The sequence below is a fragment of the Winogradskyella ursingii genome, assembly GCF_013403975.1.
Taxonomy (GTDB): Bacteria; Bacteroidota; Bacteroidia; order Flavobacteriales; family Flavobacteriaceae; genus Winogradskyella; species Winogradskyella ursingii.
The window spans coordinates 469,096-486,565 of record NZ_JABFDH010000001.1 but is presented as its reverse complement, the minus strand read 5'-3'; the positions used below and the strand labels follow the sequence as shown (position 1 = coordinate 486,565).

Below are 17,470 nucleotides of genomic sequence, written 5' to 3'. Positions count from 1 at the left end.
AATCGGGCTATTGATTAATCCTTTGGTTTTAAAATAAATTACTCCTCCTCTTCTTCTTTTTTACCAGTCGGTATCATCTCTATATTTTCGCGCATATGATCCATGGCGTTAGCTATATTTTGCTTTTCACCATCGCTTAGACTGGTTAATTTTTTTTTCTTGACCAAATTACCTTTTCCATCTGGTTTTAGTTCCGAACCTTTAGTTTTCTTATCAAAATTTGATGATTTAGTATATCTGTCTTGAAAATCTGCATGCTTCTTTTCTTTACTCATAACTAGAATATTATAATTATTACCACCGAAAATTAGCAAATCTTCAATGCTTATCTTAACTACTTTAAAGAAGATGTTGACTTTTTAAAAAATTAACCTCTAATCTTCTGTTCCCATTTCCAAGCAGATAGCAAACCATCCTCTAGTGAAAAATTTGCTTTCCACCCTAAAACATCATTTGCTTTTTTAGTATCTGCATAAGCTGAAACTACATCTCCAACACGTCTATCTACGATTTTATAATTCAATTTTTTATTGGAGATTTTTTCGAAGGCTTTTATAACATCTAATACCGAAGAACCTTTTCCTGTACCAATATTGAAGACCTCATAATTATCTTTATTTTTTTTAGCAATTGATCTGTTTAATGCTGCTACGTGTGCTTTAGCCAAATCCACTACATGTATGTAATCCCTAATGCAGGTACCATCTTCAGTGGGATAATCGTCTCCAAAAACGGATAGCTGCTTTCTTAAGCCAATACTTGTTTGTGTAATATATGGAACTAGATTTTGCGGTGTACCTACGGGGAATTCTCCAATATTTACAGATTCGTGTGCACCAATAGGGTTGAAATAGCGTAAGGCAATTGCATTGATATTATCGTTAACTTCACATGTATCCGAAATAATTTCTTCCCCTATCTGCTTGGTATTTCCATAGGGAGACTCGGCTGGTTTAATTGGAGCGTTTTCAGTTATTGGCATTTCATCTGCCCGACCATAAACCGTGCAAGATGAGCTAAAAATAAAGTGTGCGTTATCCTTGTGTTGTATTTGTTGCAACAGATAAACTAAACTATTGACATTGTTTTCATAATACAGTAGTGGATTCTTCACACTTTCACCAACGGCTTTTGAAGCTGCAAAATGAATAATACCAGAAATATCATCGTAACGCTTAAAAAAATCCTCAACTAAAGCTTTATCCCTCAAATCGAGTTTCTCAAATTTTGGTGCTATACCCGAAATTTTTCTGATACCGTCTAAAACCGTTTCGTAGGAATTTGAGAGATTGTCAATAATCACAACATCAAAACCTTCGTTTTGAAGCTCAACCACAACGTGAGAACCTATAAAGCCTAAACCTCCTGTTACTAATATTTTCATATTGAAAATTTAATATTTCTAAAAAGTAAAACTATTAATATAAATGAGACTTAAACACAAACGTTGAAAGTTTTAGATGATATTCAACTTTTTTCAGATGATAAGAAAAACACTCCAAACAAAAAAACCAAATCAACTTGATTCGGTTTTTTAGGTTATCAAAATACTACTCAAATCAAGTTTTAAGTTCCGTATTTATAGGGTTTAAATAATTATCAAAAGGCTGATTATACAACCGTTGATTGGTCGCTGCTTTGATTGCATTCGCTAATGCGCCTCCTGCTGGTGGCAGACCTGGCTCTCCCAAACCTGTAGGTGATAATTTATTATCCACAAAATATGTTTCAACAATTGGTGTTTCTTTCATTCTTATCAAACGATAAGTGTTAAAGTTGGTATCCTTCGGCTTACCTTTTTCAAATGAAAAATTCCCGTACATAGCATGGCCAATACCATCGATAACTCCACCTTCGACTTGGTTTTTTGCTCCTGTTGGATTCACCACTATACCACAATCAACAGCTACCGTAACTTTATCTACCGTCGGTTTTCCGTTTTTCATTACAACATCAACTACTTCTGCAACGTGGGTATTATGACTGTAATAAGCCGCAAAACCCTGATAGACTCCAGACTTTGTTTTTCCCCAATTGCTCTTTTCTGCTGCGAGCTTAATAGTGTCCGTCATTCTTTCTGCTGAATATTGAATTCTATCGTCTGCGCCGTGTTGCACGTTTTTAAGTAAATTCAGTCGTAATTTTACAGCATCAACCTCCAAAAGCTCTGCCAGTTCATCAAAAAAGCTTTGTTCCGCAAACGCCAAGAAATTCGTATATGGTGCTCGCCAAGCTCCCGTAGTAATGTTACTGTTGTAACTCCCCGTTTCAACCTTATAATTTTGAATCGCTCCAGCGGGAAAGAAATTTGGGATTAATCCATACATATTTGAGTTTATAGCAGCTTCTTTTAAATGGTAACCTGTAACTTCACCATCTTTTACCGATGCCGAAATTCTGTATTTAATTGCTGGTCTGTAAATTCCCGCTGCCATATCATCTTCTCTTGAAAAAACAACTTGTACTGGTTTTTTGGCCATATTCGAAATTTCTGCTGCTTCAAGTGCAAAATCACCGTACAGCCGTCTTCCAAAACCACCACCCATTCTTGTCATTTCCAGATGAATGTCTTCTTCATTTCGCTCTATTAAATCTACTATACGTTTGGCCGTACCTGCTGGTGTTTGGATGGGACCGACCAAATGGATTTTATCTGCTGTTACGTTAGCATAAAAGTTCATCGGTTCCATACAGTTGTGCGGTAAAAATGGTGATTCGTAAGTTCTCGTCAACACTTTATCGGCTTCGGCAAATGCTTTTTTTACGTCGCCATCTTCACGTCGCAAATCGAGCTTATTTGAATCCAATAATTTATTCAATTCATTATCGTGGTCTTCTGTATTTTCCATTTTGCCATCAGCCATCCATTCAGCTTCCAAGGCTTTTTTACCTTTCATAGCAGCCCAAGTATTGGTTGCCAAAACGGCAATTTTATCACCAAATTTAACCACATCTTTTACACCAGAAACACTTCGGGCTTTGGCATCATCAAAATTTCCTAATTTTTGACCAAATGCTGGTGGACGAAGTACAGAAGCGATCAACATTCCATCTTCTTTATAATCCAACCCAAACAACGGTTCTCCTGTTATGATTTTATCGATATCTACATTAATGGCATCTTTTCCAATAATTTTATAATCCTTTGGATCTTTTAGGGTGACGTTTTCTGGCACCTCCAACAATGCAGCTTCATTGACCACATCTCCATAATGAAATGTTTCTCCGCTTCCGTTATCTATCATTCCATTGGACACTTTGCAGTCTTTCGCATCAATTCCCCATTTTGCCGCAGCCGCATTCACCAACATTTGTCTGGCAGTGGCACCTGTTTGTCTTAAGGCATCCCAACCAAATCTGATTGACTGACTACCTCCAGCGACTTGCCTTGTAAAATTTTTGTTATCCAACGCACCTTGTGCTACCGTTACATGCTCCCAAGGCACATCTAATTCTTCCGCAATAATCATGGGCATTGATGTTTTTACACCTTGACCAATTTCTGGATTTGGCGAAAAAATAGTGACATAGCCATTTTCTGCAATTTTTATAAAAGCATTAAAATCTTTAAAGTCTAAATTGGCAACATCCACTGGTGGTGTAGCAGTTTCTTTACATGCTGTAATAAAATTAAAACCAATTAAAATACCTCCACTGGCAAGTGCAGAAGTTTTAATAAAATTTCGTCTGCTAAAAGTTGTTTTGTTCTGATTTTCCATGGTCGTCTGGCTTAAGATAGTTTTTTAGCGGCCAAAGCGACAGCTTTTTCAATTCGGTTGTAGCTTGCGCATCTGCATAAATTGCCATGCATGGCGTTCCTAATCTCGTCGTTATTTGGTGCAGGATTTTGTTTTAGAAACGATGTTGCCGTCATTATTTGTCCGGCTTGGCAATAACCACATTGTGGTACATCCAAGGTTTTCCAAGCTTCTTGGACTGGGTGTAATTCCTTTGTCGCCAAACCTTCAATAGTTGTAATTTCCGAATCCGTAAGCCTAGATGCCGGTAATAAACAACTTCGTGTGGCCACACCGTCTACGTGGACAGTACATGCACCACATTGCCCAATACCACAGCCAAATTTAGTGCCGACTAAATTGAGTTCGTCCCGAAGCACCCAAAGTAACGGTGTGTCTTCATCTGCATTAACGGATCGTGATTTGCCGTTAATCTTTAAATTGAAACTTGCCATAAGAATTGTATTTGTTGTTTTAAAGTTATGAAATTAAAGAGTTTAATTTCTATTTTGTTAATACATTAACACTCAATAGTTTTAACCACCAATGGTAATCATACTTCTGTTATCGTGATTTTTTAAATTCTCAAAATCTTTGAGCGTATCCATTCCAGCACGAACGGCTTTCTTTTTCAAGATTGTTTTTTGAATTATGGGCTCAATGGATTCGCCTGCCCTAAAAACTGTTAACAAATCGGTTTCACCATTGGAAAACAGACAGTTTTTTAATTTTCCGTTGGCTGTTAATCGAATACGATTACAACTATCACAAAACGGATTGGTCACAGATGAAATAATACCGAAACTCCCTTTATAATTGCTTATTCTGAAATTTCTCGCCGTGAAATTTTCCTCATTCGGAAGTCTTTCCAATTCATGTTCAGAAAAATGTGAATTTACTTTTTGAAGGACTTCTTCAAAACTTACCAGTTTCGATTTATCCCAACGGTTGCCATCAAACGGCATAAATTCTATAAACCTGACTGTAATATTTTTATCTTTTGTAAAGTTGATGAAATCGATGATTTCGTCATCATTAAAGTCTTTCATCAATACTACATTCAGCTTCACATTGAAACCTTCATCTAACAACAACTGAATATTATCAAACGCTTTATCAAATTGATTTCGCTTCGTGATATGATTAAATTTTTCAATATGCAGCGTATCTAAGCTAACGTTGATTGACTGCAGACTACAAGCCTTAAACGTTTCGATATGTCTATCTACTAAAATAGCGTTTGTGGTCAACGATAGTTGAACTGGCATTTTGGATAATGCTTCTAAAACAGTTGAAAAATCCTTTCTGATTAGCGGCTCTCCACCAGTCAAACGTATTTTATTCACACCATTTTTCACGAATAATTCGGCAATTTCAATGACTTCTTCTGTGGTCATCAATTGAGATTTTGGTGTCAGAGCAACACCGCTTTCAGGCATACAATAGGTGCAACGTAGATTGCACTTTTCAGTTAATGAAATACGCAAATAGTTATGCTGGCGACCAAAACTGTCCTTTAATATGTCCGAAGTATTCTGCATTAATGGCGTTCTCCTTTTAATACTTTAAAGCTATGAAATAAATGTGGAAATACGGCATCGAGACTTTCAGCAACTCCTTTGCTTGAACCTGGCAATGCTAAAACGACACACTTTCCAATCGTACCCACTACACTTCTCGATAGCATCGCATAAGGCATTCGGTTTTGCCCAAATCTTCTAATGGTCTCCTCTGCTCCCGAAATTCTTTTATCCAACAATGGCAAAACGGCTTCTGGTGTCACATCGCGAGGTGACAAACCTGTTCCTCCCGTTAAAACAATGACATCACAAGTTTCAATTTGTTTTTTAATAATATTTTGAATGGCTTCAACCTCATCTTGAATGATAATAACCTCAGTTGTTTTTAATCCAAAATCAGTCATTTTCTGTTTGATGACTTTTCCAGATTTATCTTCTCCCTCACCTTTTGAAAGTGTATCGGAACAAACAATTATTCCCGCTATTAACCCTGAAACATCCTTGACTGGATACGAAGATTTTCCACCTTTTTTTTCTAACAATTTTATATTATTGATTTCGATGCCTTTGTCAATTGGCTTCAACATATCATACATATTGAGCGCAACGACGCTTGCTCCGTGCATGGCTTCGACCTCAACGCCTGTTTTATAAATGGTCTTGACGGTAATGTTGATCTTTATTTCTAGACCCGAAATTTCGTAATCCACAGACGTGAACTCAATGGGCATTGGATGGCAGTCAGGTAACAATTCCGGCGTTTTTTTCACGCCCAAAAGTCCGGCTGCTTTGCTCATTGCAAATACATTGCCTTTGGGAACGGTATCATTTTTAATCGCCTCTATCGTTGCTTTTTTACTAACTTTTACGGTCGCTTGGGCAGTTGCCGCGCGTAAAGTGTTAGATTTATTGGTGATATCTACCATTATTTATTCTTTTTCCATTGGTATGCGCCTGTCTCAAACAGCTCTTTTCCAAAAATTGGCACTTCAGATTTTACACGGTTCACTATATATTCCGTTGCCTCATAAACTTGTGGTCGGTGTGGAGCGGAAACAAAAACGAAAATACAGACTTCGCCGACATTTACTTTACCCAAACTGTGGTAAATGTGCATACAAGTGAGGTTGTATTTGTCAAATGTTTCTTCTCTGATCTCATCAAGTTTTTGCTCTGCCATATCTTGATAGCAGGTAAACTCTATAGCGCTCACCACTTCATCCTTAACCGTATCCTTTCGCACTTGACCCAGAAAAATATTGTGCGCGCCAATCTCCGTTTTGGTTTGATGTTTGGCAATTGAGTTGGCTATAAATTCTGAGGTAATTTCACCCTGAATAAAGACTGTTTTCTTTTTCTTCATATTCTATTTCTGGAGCATTATCGCTGAGACAATACACATTTTTAAATTCTTTTTCTTTTAATAGTTGAAATGCTTTGGCACTTCGTTTTCCACTTTGACAAAAAATGAAAACAGGTGGATTTTTTGAAATTTGAGAGCAGTTATTTTCTAATTCTTGAAGCGGAATCTGCATATAATTTTCTAATTCCAATTTTGGTAATTCATCTTTTTCACGCACGTCTAAAAACAGACCGTCTAGCTTTTTGGCTTCGTTGTACGAGATGGTTTTTATCTTTTTTTCAATATAAATCTTTTTGAAAAAATCTTGAGTGATAAATGAAATGTCCTTTTTTTGATATTGAAATTGATGTTGCTCATTGGTGAGTGCATCAATTAAAAGCATTTTGTCGAGAATCAAATCACCGATATTCAAAATAAGTTTAAAAACTTCGTTGGCTTGATACAAACCAGCCATGGCGACTGTCGATGGCATCACACCAGCTTCGGCACAATTTTGGACTGTTTTCGGTGGGTTAGGATAGAGGCATCGGTACGTTCCGCTACTTTTATAATTGAAGGTTGCCACTTGAAATTGAAAACGATATACGGAGGCATGAACGAAAGGTTTTTTTGTTAAAACGCAGGCATCATTGATTAAATAACGTACTTCGATAGCATCGGTCGCATCAATTATAACATCGAATTTTTTGAATAAATCTAGCGCATTATCACCGTTAAGAAATTCATTTAAAACTAAAGTTTCCACCTCTGGAAACTGTTGTTCAAGTTTACTTTTAGCAACTTCAACTTTAGATTCTCCAACATCATTTTCAGAAAACAAAACCTGACGATGCAAGTTACTTTTTGAAACCGTATCTCCATCAATGATACCAACAGTGCCGATCCCAGACGATGCCAAATAGGGTAAAACTGCGTGACCTAATCCACCACAACCAACGACTAGTACTCGAGCTTCAGACAATTTTTCTTGTCCAGACTCGCCCACATTGGGTAGCGAAATTTGCCGTATGTACTTTTCGTTAGTCATAAATTAACCTCCTGCAAATGCTGACAAAATAGCGACTTCGTCCGTTTTGTTTATTGGTCGGTTGTTATCTTTTGAAATCAAGTTGCGATTTATTGCGATTTGAATATCTTCTTCCACTAAATCGTATTTTGATTTGAGATGATTGATTAATTCAAAAACCGATGGATTGGCTAGTTTTAACTCTTCCGATGTTTTGTTTGTAATATCTGCTATTTCTCCGAAGTAATTGATTTTCATTATTATCTTAAACTAAAAATAATTTAATGCAAGCAATCGTCAATACGCCTGCCAATACATACTTTAAGGTTTTCATATTAAATTTCTGACTTCCATACATGGCTCCCAAAGCACCACCAATTATGGCAATTGGTACAAAATACCAAGCTTCTGTTGGGAGGCTGCCTTTGTTAACCGAAAACCCAATAATTCCCGCAAATGAATTTACAAAAATAAATAATGCCGACACGGCTGCTGCCTGTTTCATTGTTCCCCAAGCCAACAAAACTATAACCGGACTGAGAATAATGCCACCACCAATACCTATCATACCTGAGAATAGTCCAATACCCGCTCCTACTATTAACGACAAAACAAGATGGTTTTCCTTTACTTGAATCGGCTGTTTTCCAAAGACTTTGAGCATTCTCAAAATAGCAAACACTAAAAACACAGCTAATATTTGCTTATAAAGTGTAGTGTTTATTGAAATATAGCCTCCCAAAAATGCCATGGGAACCGAGGTAATAGCAAACGGATAAAAAAGTTTCCACTTAAAATGTTGATTTTTATTGAAGTACCAAAAAGCGATTCCCGAGACAAAGATGTTGAGCAACAATGCGGTGGGTTTCATAACTAAAACAGGAAATGAAAATAATGCCATTAATGCCAAATAACCACTTGCTCCTCCATGGCCAACACTTGCGTATAAAAATGCAACTACTACTAAAATAGCAAGAAAAGGAATTAAAATATCGGCTTGTAGCACGTCCATTATCTAATCTTGATATAAGAAATTGGTTCTCCTTTTTTAATGATGTCCACATCCTCTGGCACTATCAATAGTGCATTGGAAACGGCAAAAGATTTTAGCATTGATGAGGCTTGGCCAGTTAATACAGTAGCTTTATCATGTTCTACCGTGCCTTTTAAAAATAAGGTTTTACCAAAATTATTTTTGATATCAGAACTCGCTATTGCAGTAAGTTTTTCATTCTGATAATTCATAAATCCCATTTGCGCTTTTAATAATGGCAGCACATACACATAAAAACAACTTAAACTTGATGCCGGATTGCCTGGCAACGCAAAGACTTTTGTGCCTTTTTTATGGCCAAACCATAATGGTTTTCCTGGTTTCTGGTTAACCTTATAAAATACTTCTTTTACTTCGTTCCTTTCTAATGCCTCTTTTACAAAATCGTAATCACCCACTGAAATCCCTCCGGAAATCAGTACAACATCTGATTTTTTGAGACTTTTTTCAATAGCTTTGACGGTTGATTTTAAATCGTCTTTAACTTTTGAGACTTTTATTTTTTTTATGCCAATTCGTCTTAAAGCTAGTTTTAAAGTAATGGAATTGCTGTCGTATACCTCACCCTCTTTCAGTTTTTCGCCGATTTGCTTGAGTTCATTTCCTGTAATTAGAATTTGAATTTTTGGTCTTTTGTAGGTTTTCACTTTTGCAATTCCTAATCCGGCTAAAAACCCAATGGCTGCCTCATTGAGTTGTATGCCTTTTTTGAGTGCAATATCTCCCACTTTAATTTGTTCTCCCAATGCTCTGACATTGACTCCTATTCTTGGTAAGGTATTTATGGTTATTTGATTGTCTTTTCTATTTGTGTGTTCTTGCATCACCACCGTATCTGCATCATCCGGGACACGTGCTCCAGTAAAAATCCGTACCGCTTCACCAGACTTTAATTTTATGTTTTTTGAACTACCAGCTTGAACTTCTTCTATTATTTTAAAGGTTGTATTTTCCGAGTGGATAAATGCGTAACCATCCATTGAAGATTGTTTAAAAGGCGGCATATTTATTGGAGACTTTATATCTTCAGCCAGCACCAAACCGAACACTTTATTAATCGATTTTTCTACTGACTCTAAAGGCTTGCAGTGTACTTCGAGATGTTTTAGAACTTTGGATACTGAAATCATTTGTTGGCTAAATTTTTGTAATCTTCGAGCGTATCAATATCCAATAAATCTACTGAAGCATCAACCGTTTTAACTTTAATTTCTTTTGAATTCAACAATTGCTTCGCCCCTTTGTCTCCAGACAACATCAATAGTTGTTGGAAATAAGCTTTTGAAAAAATTGCTGGTACTCCTATAGAGCCATTGTAATTTGAAGCTATCACAAATTCAGATTGCTCTGTAAATTTTGAAATCATTTTATTCAAATAAATCTTATCAACTTTTGGCTGGTCTGCTAATGTGATTAAAACTGCATCAACATCCTTAATTGCTTTAATTCCTGCGACTATACTCGAACTTAAACCTGATTCAAAATCATGGTTTATTATAATTTCTACAGTTTTATTTTTTATTTCTTTCTCAATTATATCAGCTTTATAACCCAAAACTACTGTTACTTTATTTGCTTTGGATTCCAGCGCGTGTTCTATAGTTTTTCCCAACAAGTTGGTGCCGTCAATTGCCAGCAATTGTTTTGGCTGTCCCATTCGAGAGGATTTTCCTGCTGCTAATATGAGGATAGCGATTTTCATTGAAAATTATAATTGAATTTACGCTATTATTTATTCATTTTACCCAAAACACCTCTAAGCGAAATTGGTTCTTTTTCCCTTAAAACACTCAATATTTCAGAAAGAATGGAGAGTGCGATTTCTTCTGGCGTGATTGCTCCAATATTTAATCCAGCTGGACTGTAGATGCTTTCAAAAAACGCTTCTGAAATGTCTTCTTTATAATGAAACAAGTCGTTTTGTAATTGTTCGCGACGTTTTGTAGAACCCAGAATTCCGATATATTTTGGTTGCGACGGAACCAATTTGAGCAAGTATTTTAAGTCCAAGACGTAATTATGGTTCATTAACACCACAACGGTTTCAGTATCAATTTTTAGATTTGCCAATTCTGGTGTTTGCGATTCGACCGATTTTGCTCCAGGAAAATCAGACAATAATTTAGGATCTTTTATCGAGGTAATGACATTGACATCCCAACCCAATAAACTCGCCATAGTACACAACTTTACCGCATCGTGTTCACCACCGATAATCAATAATTTAAGACTCGGTTTTAGAGTCTGAGAAAACAATTGACTGTTCTCCGTGGTTTCAACTTTAAAATTATTAGAAAATTTGAATGCAGTTTTTTTCTCAAGTTGAAAGACACTTCCAAAATTTCCAACGGCCTCATCTTCTTTTTTAAAATAAGATTGAATCATGAATTGTTGACGGTTTTCTAATACATTTTGAAATGCTTTAAAAAAATCATCGTGAACCAAAAACGCTTCAATGAGAATATATAAAATTCCTTCGCACCCTAAACGATAGCGCCCATCATAGGTCATGATTTTAGACTTGTCGTTTTTAAAAACGGTCTGTGCACGTCGTTTTATTTCATTTTCAACACAGCCACCACTGACGGCTCCTACCATCTTCCCATCTTCGCTAATCAACATTCGTACTCCTGGCTTTCTATAGGACGAACCCTCTAAAAAAACAACGGTTGCCAAAACGTTTTTAATTCCGTTTTGTTGATTGACTTTTGCTTGAAATACGATGTTTTTAAATTCGTGTGTCACGATTACTTGCTAAAAAATTGATAAGGTTATGAAGTTAAGCGAAAAATCGATGTACCGAAAATATAAAACAAAAAAAAGACCCAACCTAGGTTGAGCCTTTCTATTACAATTATCTATAATTTATTTCTTTGGCATCAAAACATCATTTAGGATGTATGCAATTCCGTTGGATGCATCAACATTTCCCAAAACTACCTGAGTTTTATTACCTCTAGCGTCTTTTAGCATATATTGGTCGCCATCCATCATTGCAGTAATTTCGCCACCACCAACTGTTGTCATAGTATATTTTCCATTGGCATCTTGAATAGTTTTTGCAAAGGATTCAGCGTCCATTTTTCCAGAAACCACATGATATTTTAAAATATTCTGTAATTGCTCCTTGTTCTCTGGCTTCAAAAGATTATCTACAGTACCTTCTGGTAATTTCTCAAAAGCATTGTTAGATGGTGCAAAAACCGTATAGTCACCAGGCTCAGAAAGCATTTCTGCTAAATCCGCTGCTTTTAGTGCCGCTACTAATGTTGAAAGATTTTCATTAGCCATAGCTTTTCCAGCAATACTGTTATTCATAGCCATTTCTTTCTTCTCCTCCTCCATTTTCTTCATCTCCATCTCTTCCTTCTCTTTGGCTTCCATTTCCATTTTTTCAGCCTCCATCTTCATTTGCTCTTCTTTTTTACCATCATTACAAGCGGTAAGAACCACTAACATCATACACGTTAATAATCCAGTTATTCTATTCATACTTAATTTCATAATAATCTTATTTAATTATTGGTTATACTATATATACGTGAACTCAGCATTTTGGATTTTTGTTTTGGATTATTTAATATAAGTTTAACACATGCCAAAAACTTATTACATATACCAAAGGTCAAATAATCAAACCCGTTAAAATCCGTTGTAATCGCAGTAAATATGATAAATTTACAGCACTATATTTGCGACTTGAAAACTGAAGAAAACATAGAATCCAAAACTTCCGATAAAAAACCCTACCGCTGGTTACGAAGGCTACTTCGCGTGCTTTTAGGTATTTTAATTTTTCTTTTTTTAGTGGTACTATTTGTTCGAAGTCCTTGGGGACAGAACATAATCGTTAATCGAGTGGTGAATTATGTCGAAAACAAAACCAACACGAAAGTTGAAATTGAAAAACTCTTTATCACTTTTGATGGCGATGTACAATTAGACGGACTTTATCTCGAGGACAAAAAAGGCGACACTTTAGTTTATTCAAATACATTGGAAGCCAACATTCCACTTTGGGCTATGATTAAAGGCCAGGCAGTCGGTGTTGAGGATTTGGACTGGGACGGTCTACGCGCCAATATTATTAGAAACGATTCGATTTCTGGTTATAATTTTCAGTTTTTGATTGATGCTTTTACACCTGCAGACACCGCAACAGTTGCCACAGATACTACAGCCGCACCTTTAAACGTAATAATAGGAAATTTGAATCTAAAAAATTTCGACGTGGTTTTTGACGATAAAGTCGCAGGAATAGACAGCAGATTTAAAGTAGGGCAACTAAAGGCCGAAATGGAAAACACCAATATTGAGCAGATGATTTTTGATGCTGCCGATTTTGAATTGACTGATGCTAACATAAAATTTATTCAAAACCCTGTATCCTTTGATACCACGACATCCAATGTACCTTTGCCTAAATTTTCTGCTGAGTCTTTAACATTAAAGAATGTTATAGCTTATTACCAATCTTTACCCGATCAAATTATTGCGGACTTAAACATTGATGATTTTTATGCCGAAATACCAAAATTTGACTTATCGGATACGGACATCAATTTCAATGAAATTAGACTTGAAAATTCCAAAATTTTAATCAGGACAGAAACTGAAGATAACGGCATTACTCAAAAAGCTGAAGAACTAAAAGACGAGGCCAAAAAAGATATACAGTTGTTTGAATGGCCTCAAATTAAGGTTAACATTACAGAGATTGATCTCAAAAACAATGATATAACTTATCGTGTAGCCAATAACAAACCGCAACAAAATGTGTTTAATCCCAACGCCATAGCATTACAGCAACTCAATTTAAAAGCAAATAATATAAAACTAAAAGACCAATTGGCTGCATTGCAGTTAGAAACTCTAACTTTTAATGAAATTTCAGGGTTGAATCTCAAGACATTTCAAATGAATTTTAAAGCTTCGGACACTGAAATGAATCTGGATAATTTACAACTTCAGCTTAATAACAACTCGCTATCAGGTTATGTAGAACTAAATTACAACTCACTAAGTTCACTATTAGAAAAGCCTGAAAATACTAAAGTCAATCTAAATTTACCCTCTTATAAAATTTCCCTTTCTGAAATATTTAAATTTCAACCAGAACTGAAAAACAATGAATACCTTCAGACACTGAGCAAAAAACAATTTACCGGAAACATTAATGCTTCTGGTACTTTGGCTTCGATTAATTTTCCTAATTTGAAGGTGAATTGGGGAAATTCGACTCATATTTCTGCCAACGGCACAATTCAAAATCCAACTAATCCGGATTTGTTAGCATTTGATATTCCCGATTTTTCAGTAGATAGTAAACGGAAAGATTTAATGCCTTTTATACCGCAGGATAGTTTGAGTATTAATCTACCTGAAGATGTAAAACTCACGGGAGACCTTAAAGGCTCCTTGCAGAATATTGACGCAAAAGCAAAATTAACCACTTCGCAAGGTATAGTAACTGTTAATGGCAACTTTAAAAACACAGACACAATTGCTTTTGACACCCAACTTACGGTGAATGATTACCAAGTAAATGAGCTCTTAAACAACCCACAGTTTGGCACACTGAGTTTAACAGTTGATGCAAAAGGAAAAGGCACTGACATCAATAACCTAGATGCAACCCTCGATGCCAAAATTTCGAGTTTTCAGCTAAATGATTATGCCATCAAAGACATAAACATACAAGGGAATATTGATGGTGGAACAGGCAAAGTGGTATCCAATTACAAAGACGATAATCTTAATATAAAACTTGATGCTTTAGTGGTTCTAGATTCTGTTGCACCTGAAGTTACGGCAGAATTAGATGTGATTGGTGCAGATTTACAAGCGCTAGGTTTCATGCAACGCAACGTAAAAACCGGTATGACTATTTATGCCGATTTTAAAGGCAATACAGAAAGTTATACTGCTGCTGCTATCGTTGAAGATGGAGTAGTTATTTACGACAACAAAACTTACTTGTTGGGTTCTTTAGAAGCTTTGGCCAACGTTAAAAAAGACACCTCTTCAATCTCGGTGAGCAATAAGATGGTAGATCTCTTGCTTCAATCTAATGCAGATCCACAAACGTTTAGTAAAGCCATTCAAAGACACATCTTCAGCTATTTTTATAGAGATGAAAAAGTGCCAGATTCCATAACCAATCCTGTAAATTTAATTCTAGAAGGAAAAATTAGCCAGTCTCCTTTGCTCAACGATGTGTTTTTAGTAAATGTTAAAGATCTAGATACTATTGACATCTCGGTAGATTTCAATGAAAAAGCCAGAAAGCTAAAGGCCAACATCACAGCACCGCACATTAATTACAGTGGTAACGAGTTGGATAGCTTAGCCTTTTCAATGAATACGGACAAAGAGAATTTCAACTTTAACCTTGGATTTAAAAATATTACGGCAGGCCCTTTGGACATACCAAAAACTATGATTACTGGAAACCAATACAATAATGAATTATCGCTCAACTTTCTGGGCTACCACGATGGAGAACGCCTGATGAATGTGAACACAAGAATCACAGGCAGCCGTGAACGTCTGGTACTTAAAGTAAATCCAGATAGTTTAGTGCTCAACAAGAGTAAATGGGTGATTCCAGAGACCAACGAAATGGTACTGACCGAAAATAAAGTGACTTTCAATGAGTTTATAATTTCAAAAGACAATCAATCTATTGAAATCACTGATAAATTACCCAGTGTAAATCGGGATCATGTGGCACTTGATTTTAAAAACTTTAAGATCAATGAAGTTTTTAACTATCTCAACCCAGAATCTAAAATAGCCGTAGGAAATCTCAATGGCGACTTTATCCTAGAAGAACCCTTTAGAGAAACAGGTATTTTGGCAGACTTAAGTATAGACCAACTCAAAATTTTAAATACAGATTTGGGTACACTTAGCTTAAATGGCAATTCTCTAGGAGGCAACAATTATGCTTTTAACATCGGGCTGAAAAAGGGCCTGGTAGATCTCGATCTTGTTGGCGATTACATGGCTCGGAGCAACGATGCAGAACTAGATCTGGAACTGAGGATCAATAAATTTCAGATGGAAGCTTTAAATACTTTGTCTTTAGGCGAAGTAAAAAATGGTAGCGGAAATTTCACAGGTAACTTTACGGTAACAGGCAGTACAACAGACCCTCAATATCAAGGAAGCTTGAATTTTATTGATGCCAAATTCAATATAGCAAGACTCAACACACCTTTCACTTTGGTCAACGAAACTTTAAATGTTCAAAATGAAGGTTTATCAATGTCCAATTTCACCATATTAGATGAGAACAATAACAAAATGATTGTCTCTGGCGATGTGGGCACGGATAATTTTTTAAATCCAACGTTTGATCTCAATCTAAAAGCAACCAACTTTCAGGTTTTGGATGCCACAGTAGAAGACAACGAGGATTTTTATGGAAAAGCTACTTTTAATGCCGATGCAAAACTTACAGGAGACTTACAAATCCCAAAAGTCGACGCAAGTTTAACCCTAGGATCGGAAACAGATGTCGTATACGTGATGCCTTCAGCTGTAGTTAATGTAGAAGAGCGTGATGGTATAGTGGTCTTTGTTAATCGTGAAAATCCCGATGCTATTCTCACACAAACCGAGGAGCAAACTGCAACTATTAAAGGTTTTGACATTAAGGCACTTTTAAAAGCCGGGAAAGATGCATCTGTTACTATCATTATCGATGAAGAAACTGGAGATAATTTTAAAGTAAAAGGTGAGGGGGAATTCAATTTTACCATGAAACCTAACGGGAGGTTGACACTTTCTGGTGTTTATGAAATTTCAGATGGGCACTACGAACTCAACCTCTATAACTTGGTAAATCGTCGATTTGAACTAGCACCTGGCAGTAGAGTTACTTGGTCTGGAGACCCATTTGATGCCAAGTTGGATGTTCGTGCTATTTACAAATTAGAAACGTCTGCCTCATCTTTAATGGCAGCAGAAACAGCAGGTGCAGATCCATCCGTACGAAACAAATACCGTCAAGTCTTGCCGTTTTTCGTTTATCTCAATATTGAAGGTGAATTATTACAGCCTGAAATCTCATTTCAGCTTGATATGCCAGAAGACGAACAAGGCTCGGTTGGTGGGCAGGTTTATGGCAGAGTGCAACAAGTTAATAACCAAGAAAGTGAACTGAACAGGCAGGTATTTTCACTATTAGTACTTAATCGTTTTTATCCAGATCCAGGCAGTGATGGTAGTGCGGGTGGTTTTGCCTCTATTGCGCAAGACAATCTTAATGATGCTGTTGCAGACCAACTCAACACATTCTCTGACAAAATCTTTGGAAGAACTGGTGTAGAATTCGATTTTGGTCTGGATAGTTACACGGACTATCAAGGAGAAGCCGCACAAGACCGAACTCAACTGGATATTGCAGCGCAAAAAAAGCTTTTTAATGATAGGTTAACTGTACGCGTAGGTAGTGAAGTAGATATACAAGGAAGTAGCTCCACAGGTGAAGCTACACCATTAATTGGTAATGTGAGTTTAGAATACACATTGACTGAAGACGGTAGATACCGACTCAAAGGCTTTAGAAGAAACGAATTTGAGAATGTGATTGACGGCCAGACTGTAGTCAGCGGAATTGCACTTATTTTTACCCAGGAATTTAATAAATTTAGTGAACTCTGGGATGCGATATTACGTTCTCAAAGCGAAAAGCGTGAGGCTGAAAAAGAAGCTGCAGAGAAAAAATTAAAAGAAAAACAAGAGGAAGTTGATGAGAGTATTGAGAAAAAGAAAAACTAAAAA

Annotated in this window: 15 protein-coding genes; 1 reads left to right on the top strand and 14 read right to left on the bottom strand. The window is 36.3% G+C overall.

From position 1 onward, the window contains the following. Nucleotides 1-38: 38 nt before the first annotated feature. The 14 genes from HM983_RS02220 to HM983_RS02155 all read right to left on the bottom strand — a co-directional run bounded on the left by HM983_RS02220 (nt 39) and on the right by HM983_RS02155 (nt 12,184). Nucleotides 39-275, bottom strand: coding sequence for a hypothetical protein (locus tag HM983_RS02220; protein ID WP_179343696.1), 237 nt, complete (start codon nt 273-275; stop codon nt 39-41). A 92-nt stretch (nt 276-367) separates the two neighbouring features. After that, entirely contained in the window at nt 368-1,384 is a 1,017-nt protein-coding gene (gene galE, locus HM983_RS02215; protein WP_179343694.1) for a UDP-glucose 4-epimerase GalE, read from the bottom strand. 175 nt (nt 1,385-1,559) lie between these two features. Beyond that, entirely contained in the window at nt 1,560-3,719 is a 2,160-nt protein-coding gene (locus HM983_RS02210; protein ID WP_179343692.1) for a xanthine dehydrogenase family protein molybdopterin-binding subunit, read from the bottom strand. 11 nt (nt 3,720-3,730) lie between these two features. Then, nucleotides 3,731-4,192 (bottom strand): (2Fe-2S)-binding protein, encoded by a 462-nt coding sequence (locus HM983_RS02205; RefSeq protein ID WP_179343690.1) that lies wholly within the window; start codon nt 4,190-4,192, stop codon nt 3,731-3,733. 81 nt (nt 4,193-4,273) lie between these two features. Then, nucleotides 4,274-5,278 (bottom strand): GTP 3',8-cyclase MoaA, encoded by a 1,005-nt coding sequence (gene moaA / locus HM983_RS02200; RefSeq protein WP_179343689.1) that lies wholly within the window; start codon nt 5,276-5,278, stop codon nt 4,274-4,276. Further along, the gene (gene moaCB, locus HM983_RS02195) at nt 5,278-6,183 is read right to left on the bottom strand and encodes a bifunctional molybdenum cofactor biosynthesis protein MoaC/MoaB (protein WP_179343687.1); all 906 of its coding nucleotides are present in this window, start codon (nt 6,181-6,183) and stop codon (nt 5,278-5,280) included. The genes moaA and moaCB overlap by 1 nt, the downstream gene beginning before the upstream one ends. Next, nucleotides 6,183-6,620, bottom strand: coding sequence for a molybdenum cofactor biosynthesis protein MoaE (locus HM983_RS02190; RefSeq protein WP_179343685.1), 438 nt, complete (start codon nt 6,618-6,620; stop codon nt 6,183-6,185). The genes moaCB and HM983_RS02190 overlap by 1 nt, the downstream gene beginning before the upstream one ends. Continuing rightward, nucleotides 6,586-7,647, bottom strand: coding sequence for a HesA/MoeB/ThiF family protein (locus HM983_RS02185; protein WP_179343683.1), 1,062 nt, complete (start codon nt 7,645-7,647; stop codon nt 6,586-6,588). The genes HM983_RS02190 and HM983_RS02185 overlap by 35 nt, the downstream gene beginning before the upstream one ends. 3 nt (nt 7,648-7,650) lie before the next feature. Beyond that, nucleotides 7,651-7,884 carry a MoaD/ThiS family protein gene (locus tag HM983_RS02180; RefSeq protein WP_179343681.1) on the bottom strand — a complete coding sequence of 78 codons (234 nt, stop codon included), beginning with the start codon at nt 7,882-7,884 and terminating at the stop codon, nt 7,651-7,653. 7 nt (nt 7,885-7,891) lie between these two features. Then, nucleotides 7,892-8,638, bottom strand: a complete 747-nt coding sequence (locus HM983_RS02175; RefSeq protein ID WP_179343679.1) for a sulfite exporter TauE/SafE family protein — start codon at nt 8,636-8,638, stop codon at nt 7,892-7,894. Further along, nucleotides 8,638-9,810: a molybdopterin molybdotransferase MoeA gene (locus tag HM983_RS02170; RefSeq protein ID WP_179343677.1), complete on the bottom strand. Its 1,173-nt coding sequence runs from the start codon at nt 9,808-9,810 to the stop codon at nt 8,638-8,640. The genes HM983_RS02175 and HM983_RS02170 overlap by 1 nt, the downstream gene beginning before the upstream one ends. Next, the gene (locus tag HM983_RS02165) at nt 9,807-10,382 is read right to left on the bottom strand and encodes a nucleotidyltransferase family protein (RefSeq protein ID WP_179343676.1); all 576 of its coding nucleotides are present in this window, start codon (nt 10,380-10,382) and stop codon (nt 9,807-9,809) included. Before HM983_RS02165 ends, HM983_RS02170 begins: the two co-directional genes overlap by 4 nt. Nucleotides 10,383-10,408: 26 nt before the next feature. Beyond that, the gene (locus tag HM983_RS02160) at nt 10,409-11,425 is read right to left on the bottom strand and encodes an XdhC family protein (protein WP_179343674.1); all 1,017 of its coding nucleotides are present in this window, start codon (nt 11,423-11,425) and stop codon (nt 10,409-10,411) included. Nucleotides 11,426-11,545: 120 nt separating this feature from the next. Continuing rightward, nucleotides 11,546-12,184 carry a fasciclin domain-containing protein gene (locus HM983_RS02155; protein ID WP_246277439.1) on the bottom strand — a complete coding sequence of 213 codons (639 nt, stop codon included), beginning with the start codon at nt 12,182-12,184 and terminating at the stop codon, nt 11,546-11,548. A gap of 165 nt (nt 12,185-12,349) precedes the next feature. On the opposite strand from HM983_RS02155, the gene HM983_RS02150 reads away from it, so the two are divergent. Next, nucleotides 12,350-17,467, top strand: coding sequence for a translocation/assembly module TamB domain-containing protein (locus HM983_RS02150; RefSeq protein WP_179343672.1), 5,118 nt, complete (start codon nt 12,350-12,352; stop codon nt 17,465-17,467). The last annotated feature ends 3 nt before the right edge of the window (nt 17,468-17,470 follow it).

Excerpts from the sequence above, each read along its gene's own strand:
- moaA (WP_179343689.1), bottom strand. The coding sequence starts at position 5,278 with ATGCAGAATACTTCGGACATATTAAAGGACAGTTTTGGTCGCCAGCAT.
- HM983_RS02165 (WP_179343676.1), bottom strand. The coding sequence starts at position 10,382 with ATGAAAATCGCTATCCTCATATTAGCAGCAGGAAAATCCTCTCGAATG.
- HM983_RS02180 (WP_179343681.1), bottom strand. The coding sequence starts at position 7,884 with ATGAAAATCAATTACTTCGGAGAAATAGCAGATATTACAAACAAAACA.
- HM983_RS02175 (WP_179343679.1), bottom strand. The coding sequence starts at position 8,638 with ATGGACGTGCTACAAGCCGATATTTTAATTCCTTTTCTTGCTATTTTA.
- HM983_RS02190 (WP_179343685.1), bottom strand. The coding sequence starts at position 6,620 with ATGAAGAAAAAGAAAACAGTCTTTATTCAGGGTGAAATTACCTCAGAA.
- HM983_RS02210 (WP_179343692.1), bottom strand. The coding sequence starts at position 3,719 with ATGGAAAATCAGAACAAAACAACTTTTAGCAGACGAAATTTTATTAAA.
- HM983_RS02205 (WP_179343690.1), bottom strand. The coding sequence starts at position 4,192 with ATGGCAAGTTTCAATTTAAAGATTAACGGCAAATCACGATCCGTTAAT.
- galE (WP_179343694.1), bottom strand. The coding sequence starts at position 1,384 with ATGAAAATATTAGTAACAGGAGGTTTAGGCTTTATAGGTTCTCACGTT.
- HM983_RS02185 (WP_179343683.1), bottom strand. The coding sequence starts at position 7,647 with ATGACTAACGAAAAGTACATACGGCAAATTTCGCTACCCAATGTGGGC.
- HM983_RS02170 (WP_179343677.1), bottom strand. The coding sequence starts at position 9,810 with ATGATTTCAGTATCCAAAGTTCTAAAACATCTCGAAGTACACTGCAAG.
- HM983_RS02155 (WP_246277439.1), bottom strand. The coding sequence starts at position 12,184 with ATGAAATTAAGTATGAATAGAATAACTGGATTATTAACGTGTATGATG.
- HM983_RS02220 (WP_179343696.1), bottom strand. The coding sequence starts at position 275 with ATGAGTAAAGAAAAGAAGCATGCAGATTTTCAAGACAGATATACTAAA.
- moaCB (WP_179343687.1), bottom strand. The coding sequence starts at position 6,183 with ATGGTAGATATCACCAATAAATCTAACACTTTACGCGCGGCAACTGCC.
- HM983_RS02150 (WP_179343672.1), top strand. The coding sequence starts at position 12,350 with ATGATAAATTTACAGCACTATATTTGCGACTTGAAAACTGAAGAAAAC.